The following is a 23,063-nucleotide window of genomic DNA, read 5'->3' as shown; positions in this document are numbered from 1 at the left end:
GTAGATTTAACAACAGATAACCCAGAAAGGACTTTAAATATAAGTGACAAGTACGGAATAGAAGTTGGTAAGCCAGGAAATATAATTACTCTTTCAGCTGAGAATGGATACGATGCAGTAAGAAGACAGGCATCTGTTTATTGTTCAATCAGAGGAGGCGAAATAATAGCTAATACAACTTTAAGTCAGACTACTGTTGATTTTGGAAATAAAGAAATAATTGATTTTAAAAGATAATTTAAAAGCATATTGATGTAATCATCAATATGCTTTTTTAGTTATAAAATTAGAGTAAATTAATAACTATTTTTCTGATTATTATGATGATTTTGTCAATAAATAGGAAAATATAGCAATTCAATTGAAAGCTATATAAAATAGTGCTAATATTTGTTTATATCAAAAATTTTTTAGGGGGAATCATATATGAAGGAATTAGTAAAAAAGTGGAATGATATTAGTTTAGTAAAACGAATCATTATGGGATTAATAATTGGTATAACTTTAGCAATCACAGTACCAACTCAATTAGCACCATTAGCCATTTTAGGGTCATTATTTGTAGGTGCTTTAAAGGCTGTAGCGCCAATTTTAGTTTTCTTCTTAGTTATGGCTGCAATATGTCAACATAAAGAAGGACAAAAAACAAATATGAAATCAATAATAATTTTATATCTTTTAGGAACATTTTTAGCAGGTGTAGTGGCAGTTATAGCAAGTTTTATTTTCCCAGTAACTTTAACACTTGCAGCAGGGGCAGAGGGAGTAACTCCTCCAGGTGGAGTAGGTGAAGTATTAAAAGCTTTATTAATGAACGTGGTGGATAACCCTGTAAATGCTCTAGCAAATGCAAATTACATAGGTATACTAACTTGGGCCTTAGTATTAGGTCTTGCATTAAAAAATTCTAAAGAATCTACAAAACAAATAATAGTAAATATTTCGGATGCCATATCTCAAGTAGTAAGATGGGTAATTAACTTAGCTCCATTTGGGATAATGGGATTAGTATTTGATACAATATCAACATCAGGAATAGAATCATTATTAAGTTATGGTCAATTAATAATATTATTAGTTGGATGTATGGTATTTGCGGCATTAGTTGTAAACCCTATAATAACATTTATAGGAATTCGTGAAAATCCATATCCATTAGTATTAAAATGTTTAAAAGACAGTGGATTAACAGCATTTTTCACAAGAAGTTCAGCTGCCAATATACCAGTAAATATGGGACTTTGTAAAGAATTAGGACTAGATAAAGACACATATTCAATGTCTATACCTTTGGGAGCAACTATAAATATGGGTGGTGCAGCAATAACAATATCAGTTCTTGCTTTAGCTGCTGCGAATACATTGGGGATAAAAGTAGATATAGGAACAGCAATAATATTATCAGTATTATCAGCTGTATCTGCTTGTGGAGCATCAGGAGTAGCTGGAGGGTCTTTACTTTTAGTACCACTTGCTTGCTCACTATTTGGTATACCAAATGAAATAGCAATGCAAGTAGTTGGAGTTGGTTTTATAGTTGGAGTTATTCAAGACTCTTGTGAAACTGCGCTAAACTCTTCAACAGACGTATTGTATACTGCAGTTGCGGAACTTTCAAAAAGACGTAAAGATAAAAAAGCAAGAGAAAACATAGCTTAGACAAATTTATCATAAATATAAAAGGTATAGTATGAAAGAATTTATCTTGCTCATACCATACCTTTTTATTTTATCTAGTACAACTTTTTGCAGAAAGGTTTGTGCATGTGATTTTCAGCAAAAAAATTTTATTTAAAGCTTCGTTTTTAAACTCATTATTATTATCTTTAGAAGTATAATTTTCTGTTATTTTATTTAGACCATGGATTTTATCATAAATATTATGTACAAATTCAACTTTACCTGGAGACATTATACTAAAGTATTCAAAATCAAACTCACAAGGAGTATTATCTTCGATAATATCTTTTTTATTATCGATTTCTATGAATACATTTGGGTTTTCCTCTAAAATATCAAGTTTTTTACCGTTCGTGGAACAGTGACAGTAGAGAATAAGTTCTCCTCCGTCCTTAAATTCATAACCATAATTTAAAGGAACTAAATAAGGTGCATTATCTTTACACATGGCAACTCTAACGACTTGACATTTAGAAACAATCTCTTTGATTGTATTAATATCCTTAATAGTTCTATCTTTTCTTCTCAAAATCCCCATCCCCTTAGAATATAATTTATAATTGTAATAATTATAGCACTATTATATGTAAAAAAATGTATTTAAAAAATATACAGAATATTAAAATTTTTATTTATATAAAGAAAATAAAAAGCCAATAAAGACATTTATCTATAATTGGCTTAATCATTTTTATATTAAGTTTATACGTTGAATCTCCAGTTAACTACGTCACCATCTTGCATTATATATTCTTTACCTTCAAGTCTAACTTTACCTTTTTCTCTAGCATTAGCTATAGAACCACATTCAACTAAATCTTTGTAGTTTACTATTTCACCTCTGATGAATCCTTTCTCCATATCAGAGTGGATTTTACCAGCAGCTTGTGGAGCCTTAGTTCCTATTGTTATAGTCCAAGCTCTGACTTCTTGAACACCAGCAGTTAAGTAAGACATAAGTCCAAGTAAAGAGTAAGAAGATTTTATTAATTTATCAAGACCTGATTGCTCAAGTCCTAAAGATTCTAAGAATTCTTGTTTTTCTTCTTCTGATTCTAATTCAGCTATTTCTGCTTCTATTTGAGCACAAACAACAACAACTTCAGAATTTTCACCAGCAGCAAATTCTCTAACTTTGTGAACATATTCGTTATTTTCACCTTCGTCAGCTAAATCATCTTCACAAACATTTGTAGCATATATAACTGGTTTTGAAGTTAATAAATTTAAAGTATCAACAAATTTAATTTGATCTTCATTTAAATCCATAGCTCTTACTGATTTATTATCTTCAAGAACGGCTAATATCTCTTTTAAGAATTCTACCTCAGCAGCAATTGTTTTATCAGCTTTAGCAGCTTTTGTACTTTTTAAGATTCTTCTTTCTAATATTTCTATATCGGAGAATATTAACTCTAAGTTTATTGTTTCTATATCTCTAAGTGGATTAACACTTCCGTCAACGTGTATAACATTTGAATCATCAAAACATCTAACAACATGAACTATAGCGTCAACTTCTCTTATATGAGATAAGAATTTATTTCCTAAACCTTCACCTTTTGAAGCTCCTCTAACAAGACCTGCTATATCACAGAACTCTATAGCTGTAGGAATAACTTTTTTACAATCATACATTTCTCTAAGTACTTCTAATCTTTCATCTGGAACAGAAACAACACCCACGTTTGGTTCTATCGTACAGAAAGGGTAGTTTGCAGATTCAGCTCCTGCTTGAGTTATAGCATTAAATAGCGTGCTTTTACCAACGTTTGGTAATCCTACTATACCTAATTTCATATTAATAATCTTCCTTTCTTATATGAATTTACATATTTGTCAATTTTATTTATACATAAATTATAAACACTTCTTAGTATTTTCTAGACATACATATTGATTATACATCATAATCTTAATATGTGTAAACACGTTTGAAATAAGTTATTATTTGTAAAATACATTATTTTTGTAAGAATTTATATTATTAATAGGATTTTAACTTGAGATTTGGCATATCCTAATAAAAATATGTAAACAAAATAAAAATAAGTATTTTAGAAAATAATAAAAGATATATAATTAAGTAAAAGGAAAAATTTTGAATATATAAATCATTTATTGTATATACAAGTGATTACTCATAAGAGGAGGTAAAAATGAAAAATAATAAAACAATAAATCTAGGTAAAGGAATTAATCTAACTTTAATACCAGAAGAAAAATTTAAAACTAATTTAGTAAGTATTTATATCCAAAGATTATTAAATAGAGATGAAGTAACGATGAATGCTCTACTTCCTTCTGTAATAAAGAGTGGGAGTGAAAAATATCCAAGTGCTAGAGAAATGTCTCAGCATCAAGATGATTTATATGGAGTTTCTATAGGAGCAGATAGTAGTAAAAGAGGAGAAACTCAAGTAATTACTTTTAAAATTATCAGTACAGATGAAAAATACTTAGACGAAAAAATATTTAAACCTGTTGTGGAATTTCTAGACGAAGTAGTTAATCATCCATTAGTTATAGATAGTGGATTCAAAGAAGAATATGTAAGAATAGAGAAAGAAAACCTTAAAAATAGAATAGAGTCAATTATAAATGACAAAGGTAGATATGCTATTGAGCGTGCTCGTGAAGAAATGTTTAAAGGAGAAAGATATGGAATTAGTGATTTAGGTTACGTAGAAGATATAGATAAAATAACTGCCAAAGGACTTTATGAACACTATATGGAAATTATGAAAACTTCTCCCATAGATATAGTTGTAGAAGGTAATTTTGATGAAGATGAAATAGTAAAAATAATATCTAATGGATTTAACTTTCATAGAGAAAATATAATAGAAATACCTAGAGCAGATTTTAATAAAGATGTGGATGAAGTAAAGGTAATAAATGAATATATGGACATAACTCAAGGAAAACTTGTTATGGGATTTAGATGCAACATTGACTACAAAGACGAATATAAATACTATTCTTTATTTGTAGGTTCTAATGTTCTTGGTGGAGGACCTCATTCAAAGTTATTTGTAAATGTTAGAGAAAAAGAGAGCTTATGCTACTATATTTATTCTTCACTAGAAAAATATAAAACATCCATGTTTATAGCTTCTGGAATAGAAAGTGAAAACTATGATAAAACAATTAAGCTAATAAAAGAACAACTAGAATACTTAAAAGAAGGGCAAATTTCAGAAGAAGAATTATTAAATAGTAAAAGTGCCTTAATAAGTTCATTAAAAACAATAAAAGACTCTATAGGAGGAGCATCAGATTTTTATTTCTCTCAAACAATGGGTCAAACAAACTCAACTGTAGAAAAAATTATAGAAATGATAGATAAGGTTACAGTGAAAGATATAGTTGATGCATTTAAAAATATTCAGCTAGATACTATATACTTCTTAAGTAACAACAAGGAGGCATAAAAATGGAAAAAATAATTAATGAATTATTGAAAGAAGAATTATATTATGAAAAATTAGAAAATGGTTTAGATGTATATTTTATGCCTAAAAAAGGATTTACAAAAAAATATGCTGTTCTTGCAACGAATTATGGTTCAAATGATTTAGAATTTATTCCTATAAATGAAACGAAAAAAATGCTTGTAAATGCTGGTATTGCTCATTTCTTAGAACATAAAATGTTTGAACAACCAGATGGAGGAAATGCATTTGATATGTTTTCAAAATATGGAGCAAATGCCAATGCATTTACTAACTTTACAATGACAGCTTATTTATTTTCAGCTACAGAATATTTCTACGAATGTTTAGAACATCTAATAGATTATGTTCAAACACCATATTTTACAGATGAGAATGTGGAAAAAGAAAAGGGAATAATTGAGCAAGAAATAAAAATGTATAATGATGATCCAGAGTGGAATGTATTTTTTAATGCTTTAAAGGCTATGTATGTAAATCATCCTACAAGAATAGATATTGCAGGTACTGTGGACAGTATATATAAGATAACTAAAGAAGAATTATATAAATGCTATAACACATTCTATAATCCAGGGAATATGATTTTATTTGTTGTAGGTGATTTAGATAAAGAAGAAGTATTTAATCATATAAAAAAAGCTAATCATAAAGATATACAAAAACTTGAAGAAGAAATTGTGAGATTTTATCCAGAAGAACCTAAGGAAGTCAAGCAAAAAGAGATTGTAGCAAAATTCCCAATCTCTATGCCAATGTTTTCAATTTGCTTTAAAGATGACAAAGTAGGAATGAAGGGTGAAGAATTATTGAGATACGAAGTAATGACAGATATCATTACAGATATGCTATTCAAAAAAGGTAGTGCTATATACGAAGATTTATATATGCAAGGCCTTATAACACCAAATTTTGGAGCAGGATTCTCATCACAAGTAGATTATTCATATACATCTATAGGTGGTGAATCAAAAGATCCTCATAAAGTAAAAGAAATAATAATGTCTTATATTGAAAAATTTAAATTAGAAGGTTTAGACAAAGAAGGTTTTGAAAGAACAAAGAAAAAAAATATAGGCAACTTTATTAAATATTTTGATTCAGTTACTTTTATTGCTAATAACTTTATAACGTACAAATTTAAAGGTATAAATTTACTTGACTATGTGGAGGTAATGAAGGAAATCACATTTGAAGAGGTAAGTGAAAGACTAAATAATCATTTTAGAGAAGAAAATTGTGTTATATCTATCGCAGAACCTAGATAATACTTATATAAAAATAAAAATGTAATAAAATAAAGGGTAATTAGTCAATTTTAATTAAAGATATAATTTTAGTTAAATTTGACGATAATTATCCTTTTTTCATTGTAAAATATTTATTAATTAATTATAATTAAGGCATTCTATTTTTTTATTATTAAGAAACTGATATAATAAAAAATGAAAGGGATAATTGTTTAGGGTAGAAGGAGGCTATGTTTTATGATTGATATACATTGCCACATTTTGCCTGAAGTAGATGATGGTTCTAGAAGCTTAAATGAGTCTATAGAAATGGCTCTCATAGCTAGGGAACAAGGTATAAAAAAAATTATTAATACATCACATTATCATCCAGATTTCAGGTACAAAAAAGGCGAAGAACTATTAAAAGAGCTAAAAGATTTTAATAATATTTTAAGAGAAAATATGATAGATATTGAAGTGTTAATTGGGAATGAAATTTACTATACTAATGATTTAATAAAACAAATTGATGAATTAGATTTTTATACTTTAAATAATAGTAGATACATACTTATCGAACTTCCTCCTACAAATTTTCCAAGTGATTTATGTAATATAGTATATGAATTAAAAGAAAAAAACTATATACCAGTTTTTGCACATGTGGAAAGATATAGAGAGGTTCAAGAAAATCCTGAGTTAATATATGAAGTTATTGAAGCTGGAGCTATAATACAAATAAACTCTCATAGTATTTTAGGCAAAAGTGGAAAAGAATTACAAAGAACTTGTAATACACTAATAAGCCGAAATATGGTTCATATTGTAGGAACAGATGCTCATCGTAGCAAAAGAAGAACACCAATATTTTTAGATGCCTACAAATATGTATGCGAAAAATATTCAAAAGAAATGGCAGATAATTTATTCATTAAAAATAATAATGCAATAATAAATAATGAAGATCTATATGTGTCAAAACCTTGTAAAGAGGAAGTAAAGAAAAAAGGATTTTTTAAAAGATTATTTAAATTATAAGAGGTGAAATAATGGATAGAGTGGCATTCACAATATTTGGTTTAGATGTAATGTGGTATGGCGTATTAATGGCATTGGCTATGATAATATGCGTGTTTATAGCGCTAAGAGAAGGAAAAAGAGTAAATATAAGTGAAGATGATTTACTAAACTTAGCTATAATAGCAATACCTTGTGGTTTAATTGGTGCTAGACTTTACTATGTTATTTTTAATTGGTCTTGGTATTCTAATAATCTATCTGAAATATTAAATTTCAGAGGAGGAGGTATGGCAATACATGGAGCTTTAATTGGTGGTATATTGGCTGGGTTCATATATACTAAAATTAAAAAAATTAATTTCTTTAAGATGGCTGATACGGTAATGATTGGTATACCTTTAGGTCAAGCCATAGGAAGATGGGGAAATTTTATAAATGGAGAAGCACATGGAGGTCCAACTTCTTTACCTTGGGGAATAATTGTTGATGGCATGAAAGTTCATCCAACGTTTTTATATGAATCTATCTGGGATTTAGGTATATTCATATTTTTGTGGTGTTTTAGAAAGAAGAAAAAATATGAAGGCCAATTAGCTATATCGTATTTAATTTTATATTCAATAGGAAGATTTTTCATAGAGGGACTTAGAACAGATTCTCTTATGATTGGTCCACTTAGAATGGCTCAAGTAATAAGTTTAGTAACTATTATAGTTTGTTTAATTTTACATAAAATATTATTGAAGAAGAAAAAATAGAGGCTAACTAGTAACTCTTAAGGAGAAGAAAAAATGGAATTTAATCATGTATCAGTACTACTAGATGAATGTATTGAAAATTTAAACATAAAAGAAGATGGAGTATATGTGGACTGTACTATGGGTGGTGCAGGACATTCAAAAGAAATAGTAAAGAGATTATCTGATAAAGGTTTATTTATTGGATTTGATCAAGATAAAAATGCCATAGCTACGGCAAAAGAAAGACTGGCAGAGTATTCAGATAGAGTAAAATTTGTACACAGTAATTTTGAAAATATTAAATCAGAATTAGAAAAAATAGGTGTTTATAAAATAGATGGAGTTCTTGCTGACTTAGGTGTATCTTCTCATCAACTTGATGAAGCTGATAGAGGATTCTCTTATATGCATGATGCACCACTAGATATGAGAATGGACGTTAGAAAAGACTTTTCTGCTTATGATGTGGTAAATACTTATAGTGAAGAGCAATTAGCTAAGATAATCAGAGATTATGGCGAAGATAATTGGGCAAAGAGAATTGCTAAATTTATAGTAGAAGAAAGAGAAGCGAATGGTCCAATAGAAAAAACTGGTGAACTTGTAGACGTTATAAAAAAAGCAATACCTAAAAAAGCTAGAATGGATGGACCACATCCAGCAAAGAGAACTTTCCAAGCCATAAGAATAGAAGTAAATAACGAGCTTGGTGTAATAAACAAAATGATTGAAGATGCTGTTTCTATTATGAATAAAGGAGGAAGAGTTTGTGTGATAACCTTCCATTCTTTAGAAGATAGAATAGTAAAAAATGAATTCAAAGATTTAGCTTTAAGTTGTGTTTGTCCACCAGAACTACCAATTTGTCAATGTGACAAAAAATCAGAAGTTAAGATTATAACAAGAAAACCAATAATTCCTAGTGATGAAGAAATTGAAAGAAATCCAAGAGCGAGAAGTGCAAAACTTAGGGTAGCTCAAAAAAAATAATTTTTATTATTGCATATGAATAAGAACATGTATACAATTAACTTATTAAATTAATAGTAAAAAATCTTATCAAGAGTGATGGAGGGAATAGGCCCTGAGAAGTCCGGCAACCTATATTAGATAGGTGCTAAATCCTACTTATGGAAACATAAGAAAGATAAGAGGTAAATCTTAGATTATTAAGGTTCTTTTATCTTTAAGGATAAAAGAACCTTTTTTATTTTATGAGATGTAATTTGTAAGGTTTTTTATATATTGTTTAATATTATTTATATTAAATAACAAGGGGGATACAAATTATGAGTGAAAGAAAGTTAGGTTTTTCAACATTACAAGTTCATGGGGGACAACAACCAGATTCAGCAACAGGAGCTAGAGCAGTTCCAATTTATCAAACAACATCCTATTGCTTTGAAAGTGTGGACCATGGAGCAGATTTATTTGCATTAAAGGCACAAGGGCATATTTATTCAAGAATATCAAATCCAACGGTTGCAGTATTTGAGGAAAGAATGGCTTTACTTGAAGGTGGAGTAGGGGCTGTAGCCTTTTCTTCTGGAATGGGAGCGATAAATGCAGCCATATTAAATATACTTCAAGTTGGTGATGAAATAGTTGCTGCACCAACAATATATGGCGGAACATTCAATTTATTAGCAAATATGTTACCTAAATTAGGGATTAAAACTCATTTTGTAAATCCTGATGACCCAGAAAGTTTTAGAGCTGCAATAAACGATAAAACAAGATTAGTTTATGCAGAAACTATAGGAAACCCAGGAATAAATATAATTGATATAGAAAAAATTGCAAAAATAGCTCATGAGGCTAAAATTCCATTTATGTTAGATAATACTTTTGGAACGCCTTATTTAATAAAGGTATTTGATTATGGTGCTGATATTGTTGTTCATTCAGCTACAAAATTTATAGGGGGACATGGAACTACTTTAGGTGGAGTAGTAGTTGATAGTGGAAATTTTGACTGGATAGAAAGTGGCAAATTCCCATGTTTAACAGAACCAGACTTATCTTACAATGGTTTAAACTATGCTAAAGATTGTGGAAAATCAGCTTATACTACAAAGCTTCTAGCTCAATATCTAAGAGATACAGGAGCTTGCCTAAGTGCACAAAATGCATTCCAATTATTGTTAGGACTTGAAACTTTATCATTAAGAGTTGAAAGACATGTGGAGAATACTAAGAAAATCACAGAATTTTTAAATAATCATCCTCAAGTTGCATGGGTCAACTATCCAGGTTTAAAAGAAAATAAATATTATGATTTATGCCAAAAGTATTTACCTAAAGGACCAGGATCAATATTTACTTTTGGAATAAGAGGAGGACTAGAAGCTGGAATTAAATTTATAGAATCTCTTCAAATTTTTTCTCATCTTGCTAATGTGGCAGATGCTAAATCACTTGTAATTCATCCAGCTAGTACAACTCATGCTCAACTAAATGAAAAAGAGCAAGAATTGGCAGGAGTTACTCCAGATATGATAAGAGTTTCTGTAGGGATTGAAGATGTAAATGATTTAATATGGGATTTGAATCAAGCTTTAGAAAAAGCATCATTATAGAAAAATGAAGATGAGAAGTATCATCTTTCTTTTTGTATTGCGCAATTATAATTCTCAGCTTCTGAATATAAATTAAATATCTGTTATAATTATTGGTGAATGTTATAAGGGGGGGTGCTTATATGGAAATTACTCCAAAGACGCGGGAATACTTATTCTCAGATAAAAATTTATATAAACTTATTTTTCCATTAATAATAGAGCAATTTTTACTAGTAACTGTAGGGTTAGTGGACTCAATAATGATCGCTAGCATAGGTGAAGCTGCAGTATCTGCTGTATCTTTAGTAGATAGTATAAATATCCTTGTAATAAATATATTTACAGCACTTGCTACTGGAGGCGCAGTTGTATCAGGTCAGTATTTAGGTCAGAAAAAGGAGGATAATGCATGTAAGAGCGCTGATCAACTTATACTTTTTCTTTCTTTAAGTTCTATTACTGTTATGATACTAGGGTATTTATGCAAATACTTTATTCTTCATATAGTTTTTGGACATATAGAACAAGATGTTATGAACTATTCTAGTACTTATTTAACCATAGTATTTATGTCAATTCCTTTTATAGCTATATACAATGGTGGGGCAGCTTTATTTCGAGCTATGGGAAATTCAAAAATCACAATGAAAATAGCCATTATGATGAATCTAATAAACCTAATAGGAAACTATTTTCTAATTTATGTTTTTAAAATGGGAATTGCAGGTGCAGCCATACCTACGGTTTTTTCTAGAGTTGTGGCTGCTTTAGTAATTTTTATATTAATAAAAAATGATAATTTACAAATTCACTTATCTAAAAAAATGTGCATGAAATTTGATAGAATATTAATCAGGAAAATACTTCATATTGGTATTCCAAATGGTCTGGAAAATGGAATGTTTCAACTTGGAAAAATTATTGTTCTAAACTTAATTGCGACCTTTGGAACTGCAGCTATTGCAGCTAATGCTGTAGCAAATGCTGTTGGACTTTTTCAAATTATACCAGGTATGGCAATTAGCCAGGCCACCCTTTCTGTAACATCTCAATGTATAGGTGCAGGAGATTACGATCAAACAAAATATTATACAAGAAAACTAGTTAAGATAAGTACTATATGCATATCCTTAGCTGTAATACTTACTTTTATAAGTATGCCATTAATTCTAAAGGCATATAATCTATCTGATTATACAGCAACAATTTCAAAAAATATTATTTTATATCATGGAAGCTTATCAATTATTATATTGACAGTTTCTTTTGTCCTTCCCAATACCCTTCGTGCAGCAAATGATGTTAAGTTTTGTATGATAGTTGCTATTTTATCTATGTGGATTTTTAGAATTGGTTTTAGTTATGTATTAGGAAGATATATGAATATGGGAGTTTTTGGTGTATGGGTAGCCATGAGTATAGATTGGGTATTCAGAGTAGCATGCTTTATTACTAGATATAAGGGAAATAAGTGGAAATTACATGAAATTTAAAAAGCTCATTATAAAATGAGCTTTTTTAGATGGTAGAAATTCATAATTTATCTGTTTTATTATAAGGTGTGTACAGAATTAAATGGAACTTCTTTATTATTTACTTCTAACATTATTGTATCGAAAAATAAATTTTTATCTTTTGATGAAGTTGAATTTTTTTCTCTTATAACATATAGTTTATTCACCTCTTCAGAAGAGGATATAGTATTACAGTTTATTACAAGTATTTTATCTTCGAGGTCTGAACTTACATCAATATATTCATTTTTGACACCCTTAAAAAATATATATTTATTGTTACTTGTTATTATCTGATAAACGCCTTCTTCTAAATCATTGTCATATATTACATCTAATATTTTTTTATTATTTAATGAACTTATATCTACGGAAGATAGGGAAACAGGACTATCTTCCTTTGAATTTTTGTTACAACCATAAAAAACAATAGCAGTGGATATTAGTATAATTAATAATAATCTCTTTCTCATATATTCCTCCTTTTATTAAAACATAAAAATATTTTATCAATATATTCCTTACTTTATATTATTTAAAGCCAAGCACAGAGTTTTTATGTAATTTCTTTTTAATACTAATTAGTAAAGTCACAATTTTTCTCATGCTTTAATTATTTCATAAACAACAGTTATTTCTTTTAAAGAAATATTAACTTAAGTATAAATTACTTTATTAAAAATATAAAGAAAATGAACGTATTTAGTTCTATTTAATACTTCAAAAAAATATAAATTTTTTAAAAAAATGTTCTACATATAAAAATTCATACTCTTTTATGTATGAATTTTTGTATAAGTCATTAAAGGAAGGCAGGCACAAAAAAACTAAATATGTATATACCACAGAAGACGGAGGTGATTTTTTGAATAGTAAGGAAAGAGTGAAGAACATAAATGAATATAAAAAGAGAAAAAAGAATAGATATAGAAGGAGAAAAATAAAAAGAGTAGTTAAGCCTATTTTGTGTGCATTTCCCGTGGTATCAATAATCATCATAAATTTATGTGGTAATGCTATTGTATCAAATTACAAATATGAAATTAACAAACTGAAAAAGCAGTTAAGAAAAGAAGAGATAGTTTTAGATGGATTAAAAATGGAACAACTAGAAAATTCCAGCATTACTAATATAGAAGAAAATGCAAAAGAAAAGTTAAATATGGATTACCCTAATGAAAGTCAAATGAGATATATTGACTTAAAGGATTAGAAAGGGAGGTTGTTAATGAAGATAAAAATAAACAGCAGGAAAAGATTAGTTATAGTAATGGTGTTGGCTTGTTCCTTATTTTTAGCATTGGTATTTAGAATAGGGTATTTACAATTGATTAAAGGAGAGTGGCTTAGTACAAAAGCATCAGAACAACAAACAAGAGAGATTCCTATAGAAGCTAAAAGAGGAGCTATATATGATACAAATATGAAAGAATTGGCAGTAAGTGTTACAAAATATACAGTTTGGTGTAAGCCAGTTGAAGTAAAAGATACAAAAAAAACGTCTGAAGATCTAGCTAAAATATTAGATGAAAAATATGATGATATATACAAAAAAGTCAATAAGAAAAACATGGCTTTAGTTAAAGTAAAAAGATGGATAGACGATGACACGGCAGATAAAATTACTAAGGCGGGATTATCTGGCATATGGGTGGCTGAAGATAATCAAAGATATTATCCGTATGACAACTTTGCCTCTTATGTACTTGGTCATACATCTGCAGATTCATCAGGTGTAGCAGGAATAGAATTAAAATATGATAATGTATTGAAAGGAACTGCAGGAAAGTTAATTGTAAGTACTGATGCAGCAGGAAAAGAAATCCCTCAAGGTTCTGAACAATATTATGAGCCAACAACAGGAGATGGATTAGTATTAACTGTTGATGAAGTAATTCAACATTATTGTGAAAAGGCGGCTCAAAAAGCTTATGAAGAAAACAATGCAAATAAAGTAACTATAATTGCCATGGACCCTAAAACAGGAGATATAAAGGCAATGGTAAAAAAACCAGATTATAATCCAAATACTCCTACAAAAGCAATTTATCCTGCTTATGAAGAATTATTAGAAGGATGTAAAAATGATAATGAAAAAATAAAAGCGTATTCAACTATGTGGAGAAATACAGCAGTAAGTGATACATATGAACCAGGTTCAACATTTAAACTTATAACTTCTTCAGCAGGGCTAGAAGAAGGTGTTGTTAAACAAGACGACAAATTTACTTGTAGTGGCAGTGTCATGGTTGAAGGACAAAAAATTAAATGTTGGAGATCTTATAGACCTCATGGATCAGAAACATTTAAACAAGGTGTTCAAAACTCTTGTAACCCAGTCTTTGTTGAAGTAGGCAGAAGACTTGGCGTTTCAAAAATGTATGATTACATAGAAGCATTTGGTTTAAATAAAAAAACAGGAATAGACTTACCAGGTGAAGCAGGAAGTATAATGTACAATGAAAAGGATGTGGGGCCTGTTGAACTGGCAACGATCTCCTTTGGCCAATCCATATCTGTAACACCTATGCAACTTATTACAGCAGTCTGTTCCATAATAAATGACGGAAATAGAATGGAACCAAGATTAGTAAAGGCATATACAGATAATAAAGGAAACATAACTAAGGAAGTAGACCCAGTACAAGTTAAACAAGTTATTTCAAAAGAAACATCTGCGCAAATGAGAGAAATAATGGAATCTGTTGTAACAGAAGGTGGAGGTAAGATAGCTTACTTACCAGGATATAGATTAGGAGGAAAAACAGGAACTGCACAAAAGGTTATAAATGGAGCTTATGCTCAAGGACATTATGCATGTTCATTTGTTGGAATGGCACCTGCTAATGATCCACAAATTGTAGTGCTTGCCATAGTTGATGAGCCTACAGGAGTTATGCAATTTGGTTCAACAACAGCAGGACCAATAATAAAAGAAGTAATGAGCAATACATTGAAATATCTAGGTGTAGAGCCAGAATATACAGAAGAAGAAAAAGCTGAAAATGTAAAAAATAAAGTGAAAGTGCCCGATGTTAGAGGTCTAACTATAGAAGATGCAACAAAAGTTTTAGAGGAGTCTAAATTAGAAGCAAATATTGATAATGATGTAGATATAAAGGAAGGAACAATAATTAAAGATATGTTCCCAAAACCTGGAGTTAGTGTAAATGAAGGTTCTCTAATATCCATTTATTTTGATAATTAATATTACAGAAACTTATAAATATCTTCAAAAAAAAGTTAATATGGTATATAATTATTAAGATAAATATATAGAAGGCAATGTATATAATGCATTGCCTTTTATAAAGATAAGTATGAAATTAAAAATGAATAAGGAGGTTAAAATGGAATATTTAACTATAAAAGAGTTAATACTTGCTAGTGAAGGACAGTTAGTTTCCACGTGTAGTGAAGAAACTTTAGTAAATGATATAGTAATAGACAGTAGAAAAGCAAGTAAAGACAATGCTTTTGTTGCTATAGTTGGAGAAAACTTAGATGGGCATGATTTCATTAATTTAGCTATAAATCAAGGCTGTAAAACTATTATAAAAAATAAAGATAACAACGTTGACATAGAGAATAAAGAAATTAATGTAATAGAAGTAAACAACACGGAAGTAGCTTTTGGTAATATTGCTAGATTTTATAAGAACAAATTTGAAATACCTTTCATAGCTGTTACAGGTAGTGTTGGAAAAACAACTACCAGGGATATGGTATATTATACCATTAGTGCAAAATACAACTCACTTAAAAATGTAGGAAACTTAAACAACCAATTTGGAGTGCCCTTAACTTTATTTAATTTAAATAAAGAACATGAATGTGCAGTAATAGAAATGGGAATGAGTGGATTTAATGAAATTGAATACCTAGTAAATATTGTAAATCCACAAATAGGTATAATTTCTAATATTGGGTATTCTCATGTGGAACATCTAGGAAGTAGAGATGGTATTTTTAAAGCAAAAATGGAAATAACAACAAACTTTAATGAAAGTTCTTTATTAATAGTTAATGGAGATGATGATTGTTTAAAAACTTTAAAGAGTAAAGATTTAGTTTATAAATTAAGAACTTTTGGATTTGAAAAAGACAACGATATATATTGTGAATCTTTTGAGATGGATGAAGACAGTATAAACTTCATAGCTGTTATTGATGGAAAAAGAGAAGAATTTTTCATTCCAACAGTTGGAAAACATAATATATATAATGCTCTGACAGCAATATTAGTAGGAATTAATCTGAATATGACACTAGAGGAAATAAAAGATGGTTTAAAAAATTTCCAATGTACCAAAAATAGATTAGACATAATAAAAAATAATAATTTAACTATAATTGACTCAGTTTATAATGCAAGCATAGATTCTATGACTGCTGCATTAAATATCCTTGGAAGATATAAAAGCAGAAGAGTAGCAATACTTGGAGATATGTTTGAAATGGGTGAATTTGCAGAATTTGGCCATAGACAAGTAGGAAAAGCAGCCTTAAACAATGTGGATATATTAATATCAATAGGAAAGGATTCAGAGTTTATAGTAAAAGAATTAAAAGAAAATAATATGAACCCTGACAATCTTTATCATTTTAAAACAAAAGAAGAAGCAATTGAAAATCTAGATGATATCATAAAAGAAAATGACACTATTTTAGTTAAGGCATCGAGAGGAATGCATCTAGAAAAGATTGTTGAACATCTTAATAAATAGACAAAATAATTAGCGAACTAGGGAGAGGAGTTTTATATTATGTTAGGAATAACACAACTTACGTATACAGCGATAATCGCATTTTTAATAGTAGTTATACTAGGACCAATATTTATACCAATGTTATCAAAATTTAAATTTGGTCAGACGGTTAGGGATGATGGACCACAAACTCATTTACTAAAAAACGGAACACCAACTATGGGTGGGGTAATAATGATAATAGCTATCCTTATTACGGGACTTACAAGAGCAAAAATAGACAGAGATTTATTAGTAGGATTGATATGTATAACAGGATTTGGATTTGTAGGATTCCTAGATGATTTTATTAAAATTAAAATGAAAAGATCTTTAGGACTTAAAGCATATCAAAAAATTGTATTACAATTTGCTCTTGCATTATTTGTTGCTTATTACCAGTATAGTGCATCACCAAGTGCAACACAGATAATGGTTCCATTTACTGATTATGTAATAAACTTAGGGCCTTTATATGTACCAATAATGATGTTTATTATAATAGGAACAGTAAATGCTGTAAATTTAACTGATGGTTTAGATGGTCTAGCATCTGGAGTAACTTTAATAGTATCAGCATTTTTTATGATGTTGGCAACAACAATAGGTAATAGCGATGTTGCAATACTTGCAGCAGCAACTGGAGGAGCTTGTTTAGGTTTCTTAGGATTTAATTCATATCCTGCTAAAGTATTCATGGGAGACACAGGTTCTATGGCCTTAGGAGGAGCAGTAGTAGCTTTTGCAGTATTAACAAACTCAGTACTTTTAATACCAATAGTAGGAGGTATTTATTTTGCTGAAGCTATATCAGTAATATTACAAGTTGTATCATTTAAATTAACTGGTAAAAGAATATTTAAAATGGCTCCAGTACATCATCATTTTGAACAATGTGGATGGCCAGAAACTAGAGTTGTGTTTATATTCTGGATAACTACAGTGGTATTAGCATGGATAGGAATAATTGCAGTATTCTAATCACTAGGGGGGAAAACAATGAACCTAAAAAATAAAAATATTTTACTTGTTGGTTTAGCTAAAACAGGTGTTTCAACAATTAAATTATTAGACAAATTAGAAGCAAATATAATAGTTAATGATATAAAAGATGAAGAAAAATTAAAAGATATTTTATTAGAATTAAAAGATATAAAAAATGCTCAGTATATTCTTGGGTATCACCCAGAAAATGTAGACCACATAGACTTAGCGGTAGTATCTCCAGGAGTACCTTTAGATTTACCTTTTATATTAAAATTAAAAGAAAATAATATAGAGATAATAGGAGAAGTTGAATTAGCTTATAGACTTTCTAAAAATCCTATATTTGTAGGTATAACTGGAACAAATGGAAAGACGACTACAACATCTTTAGTAGGTGAAATATTTAAAGCAGACAATAAGGATACATATATAGTTGGAAATATTGGAAATCCTGTCATAGATACAGTAGAAACTACAAATGAAAATTCATACTTAATAACAGAGCTAAGTTCATTCCAATTAGAAAGTATTGTTAATTTTAAACCTAAAGTTGCATCAATATTAAATTTTTCTCCAGATCATTTAAATAGACATCATACTATGGAAAATTATATAGCTGCTAAAGCAAATATATTTAAAAATCAAGACAAAAGTGATTTCGCCATATTAAATTATGACGACAAAGAAGTTAGAGCACTAGAATCTAACTGCAATGGTCAAATAATATTCTTCTCGAGAAAAGAAAAACTTGATAAAGGTGTATATTTAGACGAAAATAACAATATAGTTATTCATATAGATAAAAAAATTGTTTTATTAAATAAAAAAGAGCTTAGTTTACCAGGAGCACATAATCTAGAAAATTGTATGGCGGCTATTGCTATGGCATATGTCTGTAATGTAGATTTGGAAAGATTAAAGCACGTATTAAAAACATTTAAAGCTGTAGAACATAGATTAGAGTATGTTAGAACATTAAGTGATATTATATTTGTAAATGATTCTAAGGGTACTAATCCAGATTCAACTATTAAGGCAATAACTTCTTATGAAAATCCAATTATACTAATAGCTGGTGGATATAATAAGGAAAGTGATTTTAATGAGCTTTTAGAAGTAGGAAAAGAAAACATTAAAGCCTTAGTTTTAATGGGGGAAACAGCAAGTATAATTGAAAAATGTGCAAAAGAAAAAGATTATAAAACTATAATTAGAGTTAATAATATGAAAGAAGCTGTAGAAGCTTCTTATGACTTAGCTAAAAGTGGAGATGTAATTTTATTATCTCCTGCTTGTGCAAGTTGGGATATGTACAAAAGTTTTGAGGTGAGAGGACGCGACTTCAAAGATAATGTAAACAACTTAAAATAACTCCTTCAAAGCAATTCACTGCGAAATGGAGGGTAGTCTATCAGATGCCTAGTAAAATTTTAAAAAAGCAAATTGACAGGGGGATGAAGACTGATTTTGATTCAGTAGTATTTTATACTACCATGATTTTAGTATTTTTTGGGATCATCATGGTGTTTAGTGCAAGTTACATTCAATCTTCATTTAAACATAATGATCCCTATTTCTTTTTAAAAAGAGATTTAATTTATGCAACACTTGGATTTATAGGAATGATGGTTCTTTCCAATGTTGATTATAAACTTTGGAAAAAATATGCAACGCCGATTTGTATAGTTGCCATTATATTTTTACTTTTAGTTTTGACACCGCTTGGAATCGAAGCTAATGGTGCTAAGAGGTGGTTAGGCGTTGGAGGGGCAACTTTCCAACCATCAGATATAGCTAAATTTGCTTGTGTTGTGTTTACAGCAAAATTAATTGAAAAACGATATGATAAAATAAAATCTTTGACAAAAGGTGTTTTACCACTTTTACTTATGCCTATGCTAATATTTGTGTTAATAATGCTTGAACCTAATATGTCTACAGCTGGTACAGTAATACTTGTAACCTTTGTTATGTTGTTTGTAGCAGGAATGAATATGAAATTTGTTGGGGTTATGGGATTATCAGGAGTGGGACTATTTGGTATCTTAGTAATGATAGAGCCTTATAGACTAAAACGTATTACTTCCTTTTTAGATCCATTCCAAGATCCACTAGGAGCTGGATATCAAGTTATACAAAGTTTGTATGCACTAGGATCAGGAGGATTATTTGGCCTAGGCCTAGGGAAAAGTAAACAAAAATATTTTTACATACCAGAACCACAGAATGATTTTATCTTTGCCATAATAGGTGAAGAATTGGGCTTAATAGGATGTATATTAGTAATTATGTTATTTATATTATTAGTTTATAGATGTGTTCGTATAGCTTTAAAATGTGAAGACATATTTGCTTGCATGTTAGTAATAGGTATAGGAGCTCTAATAGGTATTCAAGCAGCATTAAATATTGCTGTTGCCACATCGACTATGCCAAATACAGGAGTAGCCCTGCCATTTATAAGTTATGGAGGAACCTCACTGACCATGCTTATGGGTGAGATAGGAATAGTGTTAAACATCTCAAAACATGTCAAGATTAAATAACAGGAGATGATACAATGAAGGTATTACTATCAGGCGGAGGAACGGGAGGACACGTTTATCCAGCAATAGCAATCGCTAACAAAATAAAAGAAGAAAATCCTGATTGTGAGATATTATTTGTAGGAACAGAAGAAGGTATAGAATCAGAAATAGTTCCAAAATACGGATATGAGTTAAAAACTGTAACAGTACAAGGGTTTAGAAGAAAAATAGATTTTGAAAATGTTAAAAGGGTATTTAAACTATGTAAGGGATTAGAACAATCTAGAAGAATAGTTAAAAAATATAAACCAGATATAGTAATAGGAACTGGTGGATATGTAAGTGGACCAGTTTTATTTAACTCAGCTTTAAATAAAACTGTAACAATAGTTCATGAGCAAAACTCATTCCCTGGAGTAACAAATAAAATACTTTCTAAAGTGGTTACAAGAGTCCTTACAAGTTTCGAAGATTCTCATGAAAGATTTCCTGAAGAAAGTAGAAATAAACTAGTTCTTACAGGAAATCCAGTAAGAAAAGAAATATTACAATCAAGAAAATCTACTTCAAGAAAAAAACTTGGAATAAGTGAAGATAAAAAAATGGTTCTTTGCTATGGTGGTAGTGGTGGATCAGAAGAAATTAATGATGCAATGAGACTTGTAATAAATAATATGGTAAAAGAAGATATTGCATTTATATTTGCCACTGGAAAGCTATATTATGATGAATTTGTGGAGTCTTTAGGAGAAATTTCTTTAAAACCTTATCAAAGAGTAATGCCTTATTTGGATAATATGGCTGATGGACTTTCTGCTAGTGATATAGTAATAGGAAGTGCTGGGGCTATATCTTTAGCAGAGATAACAGCTCTTGGAAAACCATCTATTATAATACCGAAGGCTTATACTGCTGAAAATCATCAAGAATATAATGCTAAGAGTATAGAGTCTCAAGGTGCAGGAATTGCCATATTAGAAAAAGATTTAACTCCTGAAAAATTAAATGAAGTAGTATTTAAATTACTAGGAGATAGGGAATTACTAATAGACATGGCTAATTCAAGTAAATCTATTGGAAAACCTCAAGCAATAGATTTAATATACGATGAAATTATGAAAGCATATAATGAAAAACAAGAAAATAATACTCCTAAACAAGAAAAGAAAGAATTAAAAGAAATAGCCAAAGAAACAAAGGCTACTGAAGAAGTTAAGGAAATAAAAACAATAGGAATAAAGAAAAAGTAACACATACCCCCTCTAACTCATAATATTTAATAATAAGGGATTTAATATTATGATTAGGGGGGTTCATTTTGTCTAAATATCTAATAACTGGTGGAAACAAAATACACGGAACCTTGAGTATAAAAGGGGCGAAAAACTCCATTTTACCATTAATGGCTGCGTCCTTGTTGAATGAAAATATTAATATCATTCATAATGTTCCATTAATAGCTGACGTATATACAATGATAGAGATATTAAAAAGCATAGGTTGTAAAATTGATTTTAATGACCATGTATTAGTAATAGATAGCTCTAATCTTACATCTAATGAAATAGATGAAGGATATGTTAAGAAAATGAGATCTTCTATTATTGTACTAGGAGCTATGATTAGTAGATTAGAACATGTTAAAATATATGAGCCAGGGGGTTGTGCAATAGGTAAAAGACCAATAGATTTGCATCTTAACTCTTTAAAAAAACTAGGAGTAAGGATAGAAGAAGGTTCGATTATAAACTGCGAAAGAAAAGAAATTATAGGGAATGACATAATTCTTGATAGTCCAAGTGTTGGTGCTACGGAAAATATTATTTTAGCAGCGGTTAAAGCTAAAGGAACGACTAGAATATATAATGCAGCAAAGGAACCGGAAATAGAGGATCTGCAAGATTATATAAATAAAATGGGAGCTAAAGTTAGCGGAGCAGGAAGTGATTTTATAGAAATACAAGGTGTAGATAAATTAGATAAAGTAGAGCATACTGTTATTCCTGATAGGATTGCAATAGGAACTTATATGGTTGCCAGTGCGATTACAGGAGGATGTTTAGAAGTAGATAAAATAGTAAGATCTCATATGGATCCTATAAATAATACTCTAATAAAAGCAGGATGTGATATTGAATACACTAAAGAGGGTCTTATTTTAAACTCACCAAAGAAAATTAAAGCAATAAACTTTTTAAAAACAGATACCCATCCTAATTTCCCCACAGATATGCAAGCCCAAATGATGGCACTTATGGCATTGAGTGATGGAAATAATATTTTTTATGAGACTATTTTTGAAAATCGTTTTATGCATTGTAGTGAACTTAATAAAATGGGAGCAAACACAGAGATAATAAGTACTCATTTGTGTAAAGTGAATGGTGTTAGTAAATTATATGGTGCTAAAACTAAATCACCTGATTTACGAGGTGGAGCAGCTTTGATTTTAGCAGCACTTGCTTCTGATGGAGAAAGTGAAATTAGTAATATATATCATGTTGAAAGAGGATATGAAAATATAGAAGGTATATTAAACAACTTAGGAGCAGATATTAGGAAAATATAAAGGGTCTCTTAGACCTTTTATATTTTTTT

The 23,063-nt window shown here is 29.4% G+C and carries 19 protein-coding genes and 1 riboswitch; of the genes, 16 read left to right on the top strand and 3 right to left on the bottom strand.

All coding sequences use genetic code 11. The features are described 5' to 3' along the window. Positions 1-426 precede the first annotated feature (426 nt). The gene (gene sstT / locus K0039_RS04170; RefSeq protein ID WP_228103775.1) at positions 427-1,659 is read left to right on the top strand and encodes a serine/threonine transporter SstT; all 1,233 of its coding nucleotides are present in this window, start codon (positions 427-429) and stop codon (positions 1,657-1,659) included. Between the two features lie 70 nt (positions 1,660-1,729). Here the strand turns inward: sstT and K0039_RS04165 are convergent, their stop codons facing one another. Next, the gene (locus tag K0039_RS04165) at positions 1,730-2,209 is read right to left on the bottom strand and encodes a pyridoxamine 5'-phosphate oxidase family protein (RefSeq protein WP_228103774.1); all 480 of its coding nucleotides are present in this window, start codon (positions 2,207-2,209) and stop codon (positions 1,730-1,732) included. A gap of 173 nt (positions 2,210-2,382) precedes the next feature. Further along, complete coding sequence (gene ychF / locus K0039_RS04160) at positions 2,383-3,480, bottom strand: redox-regulated ATPase YchF (protein ID WP_228103773.1); 1,098 nt, start codon at positions 3,478-3,480, stop codon at positions 2,383-2,385. Positions 3,481-3,839: 359 nt separating this feature from the next. On the opposite strand from ychF, the gene yfmF reads away from it, so the two are divergent. From yfmF to K0039_RS04125, 7 genes are all read left to right on the top strand, one after another. Next, complete coding sequence (yfmF, locus tag K0039_RS04155; protein ID WP_228103772.1) at positions 3,840-5,114, top strand: EF-P 5-aminopentanol modification-associated protein YfmF; 1,275 nt, start codon at positions 3,840-3,842, stop codon at positions 5,112-5,114. A 2-nt stretch (positions 5,115-5,116) separates the two neighbouring features. Then, positions 5,117-6,403 (top strand): EF-P 5-aminopentanol modification-associated protein YfmH, encoded by a 1,287-nt coding sequence (yfmH, locus tag K0039_RS04150; RefSeq protein ID WP_228103771.1) that lies wholly within the window; start codon positions 5,117-5,119, stop codon positions 6,401-6,403. Between the two features lie 219 nt (positions 6,404-6,622). After that, positions 6,623-7,405 carry a tyrosine-protein phosphatase gene (locus K0039_RS04145; protein ID WP_228103770.1) on the top strand — a complete coding sequence of 261 codons (783 nt, stop codon included), beginning with the start codon at positions 6,623-6,625 and terminating at the stop codon, positions 7,403-7,405. Positions 7,406-7,416: 11 nt separating this feature from the next. Further along, positions 7,417-8,145 carry a prolipoprotein diacylglyceryl transferase gene (gene lgt, locus K0039_RS04140; RefSeq protein ID WP_228103769.1) on the top strand — a complete coding sequence of 243 codons (729 nt, stop codon included), beginning with the start codon at positions 7,417-7,419 and terminating at the stop codon, positions 8,143-8,145. Positions 8,146-8,178: 33 nt separating this feature from the next. Beyond that, positions 8,179-9,117, top strand: a complete 939-nt coding sequence (gene rsmH / locus K0039_RS04135; protein WP_228103768.1) for a 16S rRNA (cytosine(1402)-N(4))-methyltransferase RsmH — start codon at positions 8,179-8,181, stop codon at positions 9,115-9,117. 63 nt (positions 9,118-9,180) lie between these two features. Beyond that, a riboswitch (SAM riboswitch) is annotated at positions 9,181-9,281 on the top strand. A gap of 135 nt (positions 9,282-9,416) precedes the next feature. Continuing rightward, a complete protein-coding gene (locus K0039_RS04130) occupies positions 9,417-10,706 on the top strand; it encodes an O-acetylhomoserine aminocarboxypropyltransferase/cysteine synthase family protein (RefSeq protein ID WP_228103767.1) in 1,290 nt (429 codons plus the stop codon). A gap of 122 nt (positions 10,707-10,828) precedes the next feature. After that, positions 10,829-12,181, top strand: a complete 1,353-nt coding sequence (locus K0039_RS04125) for an MATE family efflux transporter (RefSeq protein WP_228103766.1) — start codon at positions 10,829-10,831, stop codon at positions 12,179-12,181. Between the two features lie 59 nt (positions 12,182-12,240). On the opposite strand, the gene K0039_RS04120 is transcribed toward K0039_RS04125, so the two are convergent. After that, positions 12,241-12,675, bottom strand: a complete 435-nt coding sequence (locus K0039_RS04120) for a hypothetical protein (protein WP_228103765.1) — start codon at positions 12,673-12,675, stop codon at positions 12,241-12,243. Between the two features lie 392 nt (positions 12,676-13,067). Here K0039_RS04120 and K0039_RS04115 point away from each other — a divergent pair, with 392 nt between their 5' ends. The 8 genes from K0039_RS04115 to murA all read left to right on the top strand — a co-directional run bounded on the left by K0039_RS04115 (position 13,068) and on the right by murA (position 23,034). After that, complete coding sequence (locus tag K0039_RS04115) at positions 13,068-13,415, top strand: FtsB/FtsL family cell division protein (RefSeq protein ID WP_228103764.1); 348 nt, start codon at positions 13,068-13,070, stop codon at positions 13,413-13,415. Positions 13,416-13,430: 15 nt separating this feature from the next. Next, positions 13,431-15,410 carry a stage V sporulation protein D gene (locus K0039_RS04110; protein ID WP_228103763.1) on the top strand — a complete coding sequence of 660 codons (1,980 nt, stop codon included), beginning with the start codon at positions 13,431-13,433 and terminating at the stop codon, positions 15,408-15,410. A gap of 142 nt (positions 15,411-15,552) precedes the next feature. Then, positions 15,553-16,929, top strand: a complete 1,377-nt coding sequence (locus tag K0039_RS04105) for a UDP-N-acetylmuramoyl-tripeptide--D-alanyl-D-alanine ligase (RefSeq protein WP_228103762.1) — start codon at positions 15,553-15,555, stop codon at positions 16,927-16,929. Positions 16,930-16,965: 36 nt separating this feature from the next. Then, complete coding sequence (gene mraY / locus K0039_RS04100; protein ID WP_228104186.1) at positions 16,966-17,931, top strand: phospho-N-acetylmuramoyl-pentapeptide-transferase; 966 nt, start codon at positions 16,966-16,968, stop codon at positions 17,929-17,931. Between the two features lie 18 nt (positions 17,932-17,949). Then, on the top strand, positions 17,950-19,308 hold the full coding sequence (murD, locus tag K0039_RS04095; RefSeq protein WP_228103761.1) for a UDP-N-acetylmuramoyl-L-alanine--D-glutamate ligase: 1,359 nt from the start codon (positions 17,950-17,952) through the stop codon (positions 19,306-19,308). 44 nt (positions 19,309-19,352) lie between these two features. After that, positions 19,353-20,483 (top strand): stage V sporulation protein E, encoded by a 1,131-nt coding sequence (gene spoVE, locus K0039_RS04090; RefSeq protein WP_228103760.1) that lies wholly within the window; start codon positions 19,353-19,355, stop codon positions 20,481-20,483. Between the two features lie 14 nt (positions 20,484-20,497). Further along, positions 20,498-21,715 carry an undecaprenyldiphospho-muramoylpentapeptide beta-N-acetylglucosaminyltransferase gene (gene murG, locus K0039_RS04085; protein ID WP_228103759.1) on the top strand — a complete coding sequence of 406 codons (1,218 nt, stop codon included), beginning with the start codon at positions 20,498-20,500 and terminating at the stop codon, positions 21,713-21,715. A gap of 68 nt (positions 21,716-21,783) precedes the next feature. Continuing rightward, on the top strand, positions 21,784-23,034 hold the full coding sequence (murA, locus tag K0039_RS04080) for a UDP-N-acetylglucosamine 1-carboxyvinyltransferase (RefSeq protein WP_228103758.1): 1,251 nt from the start codon (positions 21,784-21,786) through the stop codon (positions 23,032-23,034). Positions 23,035-23,063: the final 29 nt, after the last annotated feature.

It is taken from the genome of Terrisporobacter mayombei (assembly GCF_020748465.1).
Taxonomy (GTDB): domain Bacteria; phylum Bacillota; class Clostridia; order Peptostreptococcales; family Peptostreptococcaceae; genus Terrisporobacter; species Terrisporobacter mayombei.
The sequence above is the reverse complement of the archived record's forward strand: the minus strand, read 5'-3'. Positions and strand labels throughout refer to the sequence as shown.